Source organism: Pseudomonas sp. DrBHI1, assembly GCF_002205115.1.
Lineage (GTDB): Bacteria > Pseudomonadota > Gammaproteobacteria > Pseudomonadales > Pseudomonadaceae > Aquipseudomonas > Aquipseudomonas mosselii.
The window spans coordinates 1-11,748 of record NZ_NIBE01000022.1 but is presented as its reverse complement, the minus strand read 5'-3'; the positions used below and the strand labels follow the sequence as shown (position 1 = coordinate 11,748).

Sequence of the window (11,748 nt, the reverse complement as noted above, 5' to 3'; positions counted from 1 at the left end):
CCCGAACCCGAACCCGAACCCACCACCTATACTCCAACTCCCAAAAACAACAGCAAGGAGCCCCCCATGCCCCAGGAAAACCAAGGCACCTGCCTATGCCAAGCCACCAAACTGACCGTCAAGGTCGATAACAACCACGTCAGCGCCTGCCACTGCAGCATGTGCCGCAAATGGACCGGCGGCCCACTGCTGGCCGTCCATTGCGCCGAACCCCCGCAGTTCGAAGGCTCAACCCCGAGCGTCTATGATTCCTCCCCCTGGGCCCAGCGCGGCTTCTGCGGCCAGTGCGGCACGCACCTGTTCTACCGCCTGAAAGAGAGCAACCTCTATGTCGTACCAGTCGGCCTGCTCGACGGTAAGGCAAACTGGACCTTCACCGAGCAGATCTTCATCGACGAAAAGCCCGCCTGGTACTGCTTCAAGAACGAAACCAAGGACCTCACCGGCCAACAGATCTTCGAACAGTTCGCCCCGTCCTGAGCCGACCCGCCTTGCCAAACCCACGCATTCCTGAGAAAAGGGCGCCCACCAAAACCGTCTCGAGGAACCTGCCATGAGCAGTGAGTTGCAAGTCATCGATCTACAGGAAGGCGACGGCAAGGCCGTGGTCAAGGGCGCGCTGATCACCACCCAGTACCGCGGCACCCTGGCCGATGGCAGCGAGTTCGATTCGTCCTGGTCGCGCGGCAAGCCGTTCCAGTGCGTGATCGGCACCGGCCGGGTGATCAAGGGCTGGGATCAAGGCTTGATGGGCATGCGCGTGGGCGGCAAGCGCAAGCTGCTGGTCCCGGCGCACCTGGGCTATGGCGAGCGCTCGGTCGGTTCGATTCCACCGAATTCGGACCTCACCTTCGAGATCGAGCTGCTGGAAGTGCTGACCCGGGAAGACTGAGATGCGGCCTTCGGTATGGTCAATGCGCTTCTACCCGTTGAACAAATGGCAGAAAATCGAGGTCATCCAGTCCATCAATGTGCGCCATGCAAAGAAACCGGATCATGAAAACCTGGCGCCGCGATACTAATTGTTTGATTTGGGAAATTTCCCACTTGAATGTCAGACGTCAATTGGTGCCTTGAGAGGCATGTCCGGAGCTATCGTCCCAAGCTCATTTGGATCGTTGTCCAGAGCCTTACGGAGGAGATGCTCCGCATGCCACAGAGTGAGAGCCCCCAATGTACGAGGATCCTGTTCAGATCGCCCTGTCGCTGTTCATAGGCTTTGCCATTGATCGCTGGTTGAGGTCACCCCGGCTGCGTACCTGGCTTGGCGTGAGTCTTCTCACTATGGGGGGCTCGGTATGCTGTTCTTGCACCGTGAAACGCTCACTGGTGTTGATGTGGTGCTGTGGAAGTCTTTCGCTATCGTGCTGGGTGTATGCCTGATTGTATTCAGAGACCGCTACAAGGATGCGACGTGACGTTGCTCTCCCAACGCTTTGACTCAAGCCTTTGGGGCTCACCGGTCCTGCGATAGACCGAAACTGTGCTGACCCGCGACGATTGAGCCACGAGCAATAATTCAGCAACACACATGCATTAACGTGGCCTTTGTCGATGGAACGGCCTGTGCGCCCAGGGAGGAACCAAACGGGTCGAGGGCACTCTGACCCTCACTCGCTGCCACGGATGGCATTCACAACAGGGACGGCCCGCCGCCAAGGCTGCGGGACCATGTGGCGTGGCAACCCAGTACCCTGGCCACAAGAGTCCGCCCCAGATGAAGCTGCCCACCTTCCTTCGCCGTCGTCGTCACCTGTTGTTGAGCCTGACGCTCGCCGCTGCGGCCGTGCCATTGGCCTTGGCCGTGGTCGAGAGCCGTGCGCAACCCGTGGATGGCACCCAGACGCTGGTCTTCCTGCGCCATGCCGAGAAGCCCGGCGAAGGATTGGGACAGCTGAACTGCCAGGGGCTCAATCGCGCCCTGGATCTCGCCACCTTGTTGCCCGAGCGCTTCGGCAAGGCTGATTACGTATTCGCCGCCAACCCTTCGCGGGGGGTCGAAGAAGGTAGCCAGGATGAGCGCTACAGCTATATCCGCCCGTTGATGACCATCAGTCCCAGCGCCATTCGCCTCGGCTTGCCGGTGAACATCGACTATGGCGCCAACGACACCGACGATCTGGCTGACGAATTGCTCAGTAGCAAGTACCGCAATGCCACAGTCTACACCGCCTGGTCCCGCGGTTACCTCCCGGAATTGATCAACACCGTGGCCGGCAAGGCCCTGGGGGAGGAGCGGGTGCTCACCGAAGACTGGCATCGCGACGACTTCGATACCTTGTACGTGCTCACGCTGACCTGGCGCGAGGGCAAGGCTACCCTGCTCAGCCGTAGCGTGCGTCAGGGGCTCGATCACGGTGAGCCTGGCTGTCCGACCTGACCTGCTGTTACTGTCTGGCCATAAGGCCTGGACGGGAATGGACGCATGAACCAGCGGGTGACAGTGATCGGCGGCGGGGTGGTCGGCCTGGCGACGGCTTATGCGCTGGTGCGCGACGGTTGGCAGGTCGACCTGGTCGAAGCCCGTGACAGCCTGGCCAGCGCCACCAGCTTCGCCAACGGTGGACAGCTTTCGTATCGTTATGTGGCGCCTCTGGCCGATGCCGGAGTACCGTGGCAGGCGCTTGGCTGGTTGTTGCAGGGGGACTCGCCATTGCGCCTTCGGTTGCGTCTGGACCCTGCGCAGTGGCGGTGGCTGGCGGCTTTCGTCATGGCGTGCCGCACCTCCGTCAATCGCCGTAATGCTGCTCAGTTGCTGAGCCTGGCGCTCGAAAGCCAGGCGGCGTTACAGCGCTGGCGCGAGCAGGACGGCCTTGATGATTTCGCCTGGCGGCGCAACGGCAAGCTGGTTGCATTTCGTACCCAGCGTGCATTCGACCGCGGGCGCCAACACCTGCTTGATCCCCACAGCCAGCGAACACTGGATGCCGCCGAACTGCGCGAGCTCGACCCGGCGCTTTGCGAGGCACCGTTCGTTGGCGGCGTGTTCACCCCGGACGAAGAGGTCGCCGATTGCCACCGTTTCTGCCTGCGCCTGGCCGAGCGCCTGGAGGCATCCGGGCAATGCCGGTTGCTATTGGGGCGGCCGGTGACACGGCTGATTGCGCACGATGATCAGGTGCTGGCCCTTGAGATGGGCAACGAACAGCTGGACGTGCAGCGCCTGGTGCTCAGCGCCGGGCACCGTAGCGCCGGCCTGGCTTTGCCGGGCTTGAATTTGCCGGTCTATCCCTTGAAAGGCTATAGCCTGACCGCGCCGGTCGGCGCCGCGCATCGGGCACCCGAGGTAAGTATCACCGACTACGAATGCAAGATCGTCTATGCCCGGCTGGAGGATCAGCTGCGTGTGGCGGCTATGGTGGACATCGTCGGTTACGACGAGTCGGTGGATGTCGGCAGGCTCGCGAGCATGCGGAGGCTGGCCCGGGAAACCTTGCCCGAGGCCGCCGACTACGGGCAGGCAGTGGAATGGGCGGGTATGCGGCCGGCGACGCCGACCGGGGTGCCGATCATTGGTGCCACACGGTATCGCAACCTGTGGCTGAACCTGGGGCATGGTGCACTGGGGTTCACCTTGGCGTGTGGCAGTGGCGAGCGGCTGGCGAGGCTGTTGCGCTGACCTTGTTGGCCTCATCGCGGGGCAAGTCGGGTCGCCGCATCGCCGCTCCCACGGGTTGCTTTTGACGCCAGGGGAGTGGGCTTGCCCTGCGACGGGCGCTACTGGTCAATCAGCGACCGAAACGCATCGGCCAGCCCACCACCTTCTTCGCCCGCGGCGTGGCGTAGGTGCGCACCTTGGAGGTGCTCAACCCCAGCCTCACCAGCGATTCGGCAATGGTCACCGCAGCGCTCACGCCGTCCACCACCGGCACCCCGGTGCGCTGGCGGATCTGCTCGTCGAGCCCGGCCATGCCGCCGCAACCCAGGCAGATCACTTCGGCCTTGTCCTCGCGCACAGCCCGTTCGGCCTGCTCGACGATGGCTTCCACCGCATGCCGTGGGTCGCTTTCCAGCTCCAGCACCGCCAGTCCGCTGGCGCGCACCGAGGCGCAGCGCTCGTACAGCCCGGACAGTTTCAGGCGGTCCTCGATCAACGGCACGGTGCGGTCCAGGGTGGTCACCACCGAGTAGGCGTGACCCAGGTACATGGCGGTGCTGGCGGCGGCATCGGTGATGTCCACCACCGGCACGTCCAGCAGTTCCTGTAGGCCTTCCCGGCCATGCTCGCCATAGCCGGCCTGGATCACGGCATCGAAGGGCTGGTCGTAGGCCAGCACCCGGTCCATCACCGCGATGGCGGCCAGGTAGCTCTCGAAGTTGCCCTCCACCGACTCGGCGCCGAACCACGGGGTCAGGCCGACGATCTCGGTACCGGGCGCGGCCACGCTGCGCGCTTGCTCGGCAATGGCTTCGGTGATGGCTTCGGTGGTGTTGACGTTGGCGATCAGAATACGCATGACGGATCTCCCTGAAATTCAGTGGCTGCTGTGGTCGACGGCGATGCATTCGCCGCTGACATCGAGGTATTGGCGGTGGCGTGGCGCAATCAGCAGGTAGACGGCGGCGGCGATACCGGCACCGATCAGCCAGGAGAACGGCGCGATACCGTGGAAGTTGGGTACCAGGGCCAGGATGATCGCCAGCAGCGCGGCCGGGATAAACGCGGCCACGGCGCGCAGGTTGATGCCGCGGGTGTAGTGGTAGGCGCCGGCGGGACTCTCGCTGTACAGCTCGGGCACGTTGATACGGCCCTTACGCAGCAGCCAGTAGTCGGCCATGATCACGCCGTACAGCGGGCCGAGCAGGGCGCCCAGGCCGGAGAGGAAGTACACGATCACCAGCGGGCTGTTGTACAGGTTCCACGGCAGGATCAGCACCGCCAGGGTGGCGCTGATCAGCCCGGCGCGGCGGAAGTTCAGGTGGCGCGGCGCCAGGTTGCTGAGCACGAAGGCCGGGGCGACGAAGTTGGCCATGATGTTCACCGCCACGGTGACGATCAGGAACGCCAGACAGCCCAGCACCAGGAACGCGGTGTTGGGGATGCTGGCGACGATTTGCGTCGGGCTGTCGATGACCTGGCCGTTGATCTGGAACTGCGCGCCGCACAGCACCACGGTGATCGCCGCGAACACCAGGATGTTCACCGGCAGGCCCCAGAAGTTGCCGACGCGGATGGTTTTACGGCACGGCGAGGAGCGGGCGAAGTCGCAGAAGTTGAGCACCAGGGTGCCGTAGATCGCCAGCCACAGCGCGCCGCCGGCGAAGATGTTGCGCCACATCTCGTAGCCGCTCAGGGGCTCGGCGACCGACCAGGCGATGCGCGCATCGGCCTTGAAGTACATGAACACCGCCAGGCTCGCCACGGTCAGCAGGATCACCGGGCCGGCGAAGGCCTCGTAGCGGCGCACCATCTCCATGCCGTAGGCGAGGATCACCAACTGCACCAGCCAGATCGCCACGAAGCACACCCAGCCCAGGCTCGACAGACCGAGGATGCTGTCGTGGTCATAGGCGGCCACCTGCGGCCACACGGCGGTCAACAGCACCCGCAGCACCACCGAGGCCAGGTAGGTCTGGATGCCGAACCAGGCGATGGCGATCACCGCGCGGATCAGCGCCGGGATCTGCGCGCCATGGATGCCGAAGGCGATGCGGCTGATCACCGGGAACGGCACGCCGGTCTTCTGCCCCATGTAACCGGACAGGTTCATGAAGAAGTACACCAGCGCCGCGCCGATCGCCAGCGACAGCAGGATCTGCCAGCCACCCAGGCCGAGGGCGAACAGCCCCATGGCGAAGGAGTAGTTGGCGATGTTGTGCACGTCGTTGGTCCACAGCGCGAAGATGCTGTAGCCGCCCCAGCGGCGGCCGGCCAGTTTGGTCGGGGCGAGGTCGCGGTTGTGCAGGCGAGGGCTCAGCTCGAGATCGGCCGGGTGGCCTTCGAGGGTCGTGGTCGAGGGATGGGGGCTGGCAACGGAAAGTTCAGGGGCAAGGGGGAGGCTGCTACTCATTCCGGTGGCTCCTGATGCGTGTGACTGCGATGAGCGGGCGCTGGCGCACGGGCTCGCCATCTCGTCGGTGCAGGCGTTGGCATCACTGGGTTCTGGGCGCAACGGTCGCCGACGGGGCGACGCTGCGGGTTCTTGTGTATTTATGTTTCGTAAAACTTGTATACAAAACACAAGCACACAAAAGCCAGTTCCATGCCAGCGATCAATACGCTTTCAGGCGGCTACTATTTTGAATCTATCTGTTTGAAAGTTAAGTAGATGAAATATTGGAACTATAAGTTGACCAAATGAACAGGTTATATTTTTCACACAACCAATTAGCTGATCGTTTAGTCAAATTTAGTTAAACGAAGTGTGTAACCTAATGGGGCGTTACCCGTGGAGAGTGCACACAAAAATGGCACTTATGGTGACATTCTTGTGTACAAGTTTTTCTCGGGTACTTGGCCTCATGCCATGGGCGGCAGCCGCCGCTTCACCGGCGTTTTCTTGATGATTGCCGTATTGGTCTCGGCCAGCACGTTGAGGCGGTCGAGCAGCGTGTCCAGCTGCTCCATCGAGCGCACATGCAGGCGGGCAATGAAACAATCATCGCCGGTAACCTTGTCGCATTCGGTGAACTCGGGAATGGCGATGATTTGCCGTTCCACCTCCTGCAACTGCCCCGGCAACGGGCGAATGCGCACGATGGCCTGCAACTGGTAGCCGAAACAGCGCGGGTCAACCTCCACCGTATAGCCGCGCAGCACGCCGCGCTCCTCCAGGCGGCGCAGACGCTCGCTGACGCTGGGCGCCGACAGGCCGCTGATCTGCGCCAAGGCCTTGAGCGAGCGGCGCGAGTCTTCCATCAGGGCGTTGATCAGCAACTGGTCGATGGTATCGGTCATGGCAGCCTCGTTAGGTGATTTTCAATAAATGCCTTGATAGTAAAGGCGAGAGCACCGATATGCCTTGGTTATCCGCTGGAAGGTCGTCCTCGACCCTCCGCATACTGTGCCCATCGTCGACAGGAGGTGTGAGATGGACAATTCGCTGCGCCGTGGTTCGCTGGAAATGATCGCCGCCATGCTGATCTCCGGGACCATTGGCTGGTTCGTGCTTGTGTCCGGGCAGCCGGTGCTGGAGGTGGTGTTCTGGCGCTGCGTGTTCGGCGCCGGCACCTTGCTGCTGATCTGCGCGGCCATGGGCTTTCTCAAACCGGGCGTGCTGACCCGCGTCACCTTCCTGCTGGCGGTGGCCAGCGGGGGGGCGATCGTCGGCAACTGGGTACTGCTGTTCGCCTCCTACTCGCGGGCATCGATCGCCATCGGCACCGCGGTGTACAACGTCCAGCCGTTCATGCTGGTGGGGCTGGCGGCGCTGTTCCTGGGCGAGAAGATCACCGTGGCCAAGCTGACCTGGCTGAGCGTGGCGTTCCTCGGCATGCTGGCTATCGTCAGCGCTCACGGCGCGGGGCAGGCCAGTGGTGGCGAGTACCTGCAGGGCATCGCCCTGGCACTGGGTGCGGCGTTTCTGTATGCCGTGGCGGCGCTGATCATCAAGCGCCTGGCCGGCACGCCGCCGCACCTCATTGCCTTGATCCAGGTGAGCACCGGCGTCCTGCTGCTGGCGCCCTGGGTGCAACTGGGCGGGCTGCCGGGTGAACTGCCGGCGCTTGGCAGCCTGGTCACGCTGGGCATCTTGCATACGGGGTTGATGTACGTGCTGCTGTACAGCGCCATCCAGCGCCTGCCAACGGCGTTGACCGGAGCGCTGTCGTTCATCTACCCGATCGCCGCGATCCTGGTCGACTGGCTGGCCTTCGACCATCGCCTGGCAGCATTGCAGTGGTTGGGAGTCGGGCTGATTCTGCTCGCTGCTGCCGGCATGCAGCAGGGGTGGTGGTTCCGGCCTGCCGGCAAGCCTGCGCGACAACAGTAAAGCAATGACGGGCGGCTTCCCGGCGTAGAGAACTTATCCGGCAATACAGGGGAAAGGTGGCTTATTGATAGCACTGCTGTCCTCTAGTACCCTGCGCGACTATTTCGCAGTGATGCGCTCGGCTTTAAGTGATGGACACGCCCCATGCCCCTTCCTACCCGCTTCCTGGCCGCAGGCCTGGTACTCTTGCAGGTGGTATGCGTACACCTAAAGGAAAGTATGATTTTATTCAGGTGGACGGAAAAATTTATATAGCCCCCCCAAGGGATAATGTGGTTTCAGGTCATCTCTCATTGTCGAAAGGAGGGGATGTCGATTTTGCAGGGCAGATCCATTTCTCACAAAAAGGAGGCTTGAAGAATTGGGATAATCATTCTGGGCATTATCAACCTCCTGCGGGTGCTGCGCCGGTCGTCAAATTGCCGCAAGATATTTTTAAAATGTATGAGTGAACGGAATATGAATGGGCAGTCGAGGAGTAAGCAAGTTGAAGAGCTGATCGCCAGGTTATCGATCAATAGGAACTCGCGCGACGAAAATGAGCTGTGTTGCGAAGTTAGATCGATTTCAGAGGATGAAAAGTTACAGGTTGTTCGTGATCTTATGGTTTTTAATGTTCGCCTCGCTGCTGCTGTCGCCACACGAATACATTTGGCAGAGCGGCAGCAGGTGCAGTTGATGAGGGAGCTTTTGGAAAGTGGGGGGGTAATACTATAAGGCAGTTTGTAGGTCGTTTGTTTTCGCGCCGACTAAGTACTTCGTTGGTTTTGAAAGAGCTAATGAGGGCGAGGACGAAGAATCCTGATGCGGTTAGTTTGATGGCGTATTATTTTTCCGGCACATTGGTGTTTAGAAGTGCGGATCAAAAATCTATTATTTTTAAGTTAAGGTCTGGTGACGTTGGATGATGGGCTCAATAGCGAAAGAGCGAAAAGGGGACAGATTTGAATGGCACTTACTTAACATGCTTCGGATGCCCATGTTTCCTGATATCTGCCCTTGCTGATCGACGTGGTTTGGTCAGCAAGGGGTAGGCCTGAGGCCTTCGCTTTATCGCCCGAGGCTCGACACGACCAGGCCGGTTGCCTACACGCCTTTGAGCAATCAGCATCAGCAAATCTGCCAACCGATCCTCCCCCTCGCCGTAGCTGCGCTGTCGTAGCGCCAGCCATAGCTGGAGGCTGTGCTTGAAACTCAGTTCGCGGGGCAAGCAGTCGGCCATTAACGCCGATTGTGACATGAGCATTCGGATCAGGTTGTGTGCCAGCAGATAGACCCACAGCTCCTTGACGGCCATCCCTGGTGTTTTGCAACTCAGTTTTCCCAGTCCCAACGTTGCCTTCAGGTTTCGTAAATCCAGTTCGACATGCCAGCGCCCTTTGTAGAGCGACCTGAGGGCTGATTTGGGTGTTTGCTTTGGGCATTGCAACATTGTCACCAGGATCTTTCCACCGGCCTTCAGCTCTCTCACCGTCAGCCTCTCCGGCGCCTGTTCATACTGCGCCATGCTCATCCAGGGCGGCCTGCATCCAGGCTTTTTCAGCTCGATCAAATGGTCTTCCGATCCGAGACGTTGCCCTAAAGCAAAATCCGTACTGCGCCGTCGCGCTCCGTACTGCTCAAACACCCCATCGACGCCCCTTCGCTGCAGCTCACACAACAGAAAGTAGGTGGCGTAATACGCATCACCCAACAGAATATCGCCTGTTTTCAGCACATTGAGCATTGACCTGAGCAGGGTCTGTTCATCACCACCTTTACCTCTGAAGCGCCCCAAAGCCGCGTCCAGAACAGCACCGCTACATAGACAGACAATGCCAACCATTCGGCAGAGTGGGAAACCCAGGCCGACCTTCTGCCCCCGTGATTGTGGATATGCAACCTGATTGGCAGCCGTGTCGGGCATCGAAACGGTTGTTCCATCAACAAGACGCACGGGCCGTCCCCTCCAACGCCACGACGAGGGGGCTTGATCACTGATCGATGAAGCCGTGTGACGAACCAGTGTTGAGACCATTTCCACCGGTAGGCGCTGCCTGGCTCTGCAGAAGGCGTCTGTACGAGTGCTGTTGGGCTTCATACCGTTGCAGGATCGCTTGATGGAAAAGTCAATGACCGCCTGCTGGCAGGAGCGATCAGCATTCATTGCTTGAGCCAGGAACATCGAGAGCGTTTCAGTCGGTGGGAATAGGCGCTCTCGATGTGCTGGCAACAATGACTCGACACGCTTTAGCAGTTCGGGGGCCATGAGGAGATCGAAAAATGCCTGAGCGTCACTGGTCGAAGCATGGTGGCGGAAACGCTGCTGTTGATGCTGCAGGATTTGACGTCTACGATCCATTCTGGGCTGCGTCCTTGGCTTAATGGTGTGTGTTCGCAACTATCACCGTAGACCAAGGCCAGCCCTTCTTCATTTTTTCTTGTGGATCAAAGGGTTGGCTGTTAAGTAAGTGCCATTCAAATCTGTCCCCTTTTCTGCTGGTCCAGACGAGGATAAACAATGATTAGTGTTGCTGAGTTGAATGAGATGCTGATTGCTAATAATTGCTTGCACTCTATTAATGTTCAGTTGAATGATGAGGGGGTGGCCTATGATCTGTCTCTATCAATTTCGGAATCTGAAGATGTATGGGGTGCTGCTGTTCGTGTGAGGTTCTTCGATGTCAGTCAGTTTGCGATTCGCGATTTTGGTGGAGGGTTGACTCAGCTTATGCATATGAATGTAGAAAAATTGGACTCTGGTCTTGATAGGATGCGCTATAAGTTTAGCGATCTTGAGGGTGAGTTGTTTTCATTTTATTTTTCATCATTTTCTGTCGACTAAAACAGGGAAAAAGGGCAAAGAAAAAGGGGCGGGCGGGAAAAGGACGGGGAACGGGGTAGATATATTTTTACTGCTCTTAGAGAAAATAAATCCGTCCCCCTTTCTTCCAGTATGCCGGAAGTTATTCCGAGGCGGTAGGTGCCTCCGTGGCTTCTCAGACGTCCGAGGTTGTAGGCGGTAAGTTAGAAGCAATGGGAGATTATAAGTGATTAAGCCTAAGTCGAGGTTTCAAGCTTATGTGCTGCTTTTTATATATTTAGTTGTTTTATTTTTCTTTGCAGGTGTTATGGCAAATTTTTTAGGGGGTATAATTATTTATTATGAGCATGGTGCGTGGAATTTTGGTTGGTCTGATGTTTTCGGATTATTTCCTGGGTTTTTAGCTTATGCAGTACCTGTGTGGCTTGGGATATGTGTTGCTTCATATTTCAAGTGGGGTGATAGGAAGTAAATTTCGAAATGATTCCCGAGCGCGGATTGCTTGAGCCACAAGGGTCTAAGCTTGAGTAAGACCGAAAAGAAGACATACTCTAATTTCGGTTCCTGGCGGCGAAGGGATCTAGCCATCATGTAGGTAGGCCGAGATTAGAGTGTATAATTTAAATTTGTCTACTTTTTGCATGTCCCATTTTTTTGCAGTGGTGTACTTAAGGATGTCAGAAAAAGGAGGCAGATCTACTTTTCCTACTCTAATATCGGCCCTTGTGGGGGCGAAGGAATCGAGCAGTCATGTCATTCTCCTGATTCATCAGTCGTCAAGGTGATCCAAGGAGGACGCCGTCATGCCTAGAGGTGGGCGAGTGCTGTTACCACACTACCCGCATCATATTGTCCAGCGGGGTCACAATCGACAGGTTGTGTTTGCGCAAGATACAGACTTTCAACGGTATTTAGCCGACCTCCGAGAGTTGAAGGATGCCTTTGGAGTGAAAGTCTATGCGTATTGCTTGATGACCAACCATGTGCATCTATTGCTGGTTCCTGATGATGCTT

13 protein-coding genes are annotated in these 11,748 nt (G+C 58.6%); 9 read left to right on the top strand and 4 right to left on the bottom strand.

The window, feature by feature from the left end; genetic code table 11:
* Positions 1-66 precede the first annotated feature (66 nt).
* From CC207_RS03675 to CC207_RS03660, 4 genes are all read left to right on the top strand, one after another.
* The gene (locus tag CC207_RS03675) at positions 67-480 is read left to right on the top strand and encodes a GFA family protein (protein WP_028692806.1); all 414 of its coding nucleotides are present in this window, start codon (positions 67-69) and stop codon (positions 478-480) included.
* A gap of 73 nt (positions 481-553) precedes the next feature.
* The gene (locus CC207_RS03670) at positions 554-892 is read left to right on the top strand and encodes an FKBP-type peptidyl-prolyl cis-trans isomerase (protein ID WP_028692807.1); all 339 of its coding nucleotides are present in this window, start codon (positions 554-556) and stop codon (positions 890-892) included.
* An 825-nt stretch (positions 893-1,717) separates the two neighbouring features.
* Positions 1,718-2,380 (top strand): hypothetical protein, encoded by a 663-nt coding sequence (locus CC207_RS03665; RefSeq protein WP_062360707.1) that lies wholly within the window; start codon positions 1,718-1,720, stop codon positions 2,378-2,380.
* Positions 2,381-2,425: 45 nt separating this feature from the next.
* Positions 2,426-3,619, top strand: a complete 1,194-nt coding sequence (locus CC207_RS03660; RefSeq protein WP_028692809.1) for a D-amino acid dehydrogenase — start codon at positions 2,426-2,428, stop codon at positions 3,617-3,619.
* A gap of 109 nt (positions 3,620-3,728) precedes the next feature.
* Here the strand turns inward: CC207_RS03660 and CC207_RS03655 are convergent, their stop codons facing one another.
* From CC207_RS03655 to CC207_RS03645, 3 genes are all read right to left on the bottom strand, one after another.
* Positions 3,729-4,457, bottom strand: coding sequence for an aspartate/glutamate racemase family protein (locus CC207_RS03655; protein WP_088851610.1), 729 nt, complete (start codon positions 4,455-4,457; stop codon positions 3,729-3,731).
* A gap of 18 nt (positions 4,458-4,475) precedes the next feature.
* Positions 4,476-6,011, bottom strand: a complete 1,536-nt coding sequence (locus tag CC207_RS03650; RefSeq protein ID WP_062360711.1) for an NCS1 family nucleobase:cation symporter-1 — start codon at positions 6,009-6,011, stop codon at positions 4,476-4,478.
* Between the two features lie 449 nt (positions 6,012-6,460).
* The gene (locus CC207_RS03645; RefSeq protein ID WP_062360713.1) at positions 6,461-6,898 is read right to left on the bottom strand and encodes an Lrp/AsnC family transcriptional regulator; all 438 of its coding nucleotides are present in this window, start codon (positions 6,896-6,898) and stop codon (positions 6,461-6,463) included.
* A 133-nt stretch (positions 6,899-7,031) separates the two neighbouring features.
* On the opposite strand from CC207_RS03645, the gene CC207_RS03640 reads away from it, so the two are divergent.
* Both CC207_RS03640 and CC207_RS26630 read left to right on the top strand, forming a co-directional pair.
* Positions 7,032-7,931, top strand: coding sequence for a DMT family transporter (locus tag CC207_RS03640; protein ID WP_088851609.1), 900 nt, complete (start codon positions 7,032-7,034; stop codon positions 7,929-7,931).
* A gap of 131 nt (positions 7,932-8,062) precedes the next feature.
* On the top strand, positions 8,063-8,383 hold the full coding sequence (locus CC207_RS26630; protein WP_143496057.1) for a hypothetical protein: 321 nt from the start codon (positions 8,063-8,065) through the stop codon (positions 8,381-8,383).
* 503 nt (positions 8,384-8,886) lie between these two features.
* Here CC207_RS26630 and CC207_RS03630 read toward each other — a convergent pair.
* A complete protein-coding gene (locus tag CC207_RS03630; protein ID WP_088851607.1) occupies positions 8,887-10,272 on the bottom strand; it encodes an IS4-like element ISPen1 family transposase in 1,386 nt (461 codons plus the stop codon).
* A gap of 159 nt (positions 10,273-10,431) precedes the next feature.
* On the opposite strand from CC207_RS03630, the gene CC207_RS03625 reads away from it, so the two are divergent.
* From CC207_RS03625 to CC207_RS03620, 3 genes are all read left to right on the top strand, one after another.
* Entirely contained in the window at positions 10,432-10,755 is a 324-nt protein-coding gene (locus CC207_RS03625) for a hypothetical protein (protein WP_088851606.1), read from the top strand.
* Positions 10,756-10,960: 205 nt separating this feature from the next.
* Entirely contained in the window at positions 10,961-11,206 is a 246-nt protein-coding gene (locus tag CC207_RS26625; protein ID WP_143496055.1) for a hypothetical protein, read from the top strand.
* Between the two features lie 331 nt (positions 11,207-11,537).
* Positions 11,538-11,748: transposase (locus CC207_RS03620; protein ID WP_178080949.1), on the top strand; the 211-nt coding region annotated here is incomplete at its 3' end.

Bases quoted from the DNA above. Each gene is read 5' to 3' on its own strand.
- CC207_RS03675 (WP_028692806.1), top strand. From the start codon at position 67: ATGCCCCAGGAAAACCAAGGCACCTGCCTATGCCAAGCCACCAAACTG.
- CC207_RS03655 (WP_088851610.1), bottom strand. From the start codon at position 4,457: ATGCGTATTCTGATCGCCAACGTCAACACCACCGAAGCCATCACCGAA.
- CC207_RS03660 (WP_028692809.1), top strand. From the start codon at position 2,426: ATGAACCAGCGGGTGACAGTGATCGGCGGCGGGGTGGTCGGCCTGGCG.
- CC207_RS03665 (WP_062360707.1), top strand. From the start codon at position 1,718: ATGAAGCTGCCCACCTTCCTTCGCCGTCGTCGTCACCTGTTGTTGAGC.
- CC207_RS03630 (WP_088851607.1), bottom strand. From the start codon at position 10,272: ATGGATCGTAGACGTCAAATCCTGCAGCATCAACAGCAGCGTTTCCGC.
- CC207_RS03650 (WP_062360711.1), bottom strand. From the start codon at position 6,011: ATGAGTAGCAGCCTCCCCCTTGCCCCTGAACTTTCCGTTGCCAGCCCC.
- CC207_RS03670 (WP_028692807.1), top strand. From the start codon at position 554: ATGAGCAGTGAGTTGCAAGTCATCGATCTACAGGAAGGCGACGGCAAG.
- CC207_RS03625 (WP_088851606.1), top strand. From the start codon at position 10,432: ATGATTAGTGTTGCTGAGTTGAATGAGATGCTGATTGCTAATAATTGC.
- CC207_RS03640 (WP_088851609.1), top strand. From the start codon at position 7,032: ATGGACAATTCGCTGCGCCGTGGTTCGCTGGAAATGATCGCCGCCATG.
- CC207_RS26630 (WP_143496057.1), top strand. From the start codon at position 8,063: ATGGACACGCCCCATGCCCCTTCCTACCCGCTTCCTGGCCGCAGGCCT.
- CC207_RS03645 (WP_062360713.1), bottom strand. From the start codon at position 6,898: ATGACCGATACCATCGACCAGTTGCTGATCAACGCCCTGATGGAAGAC.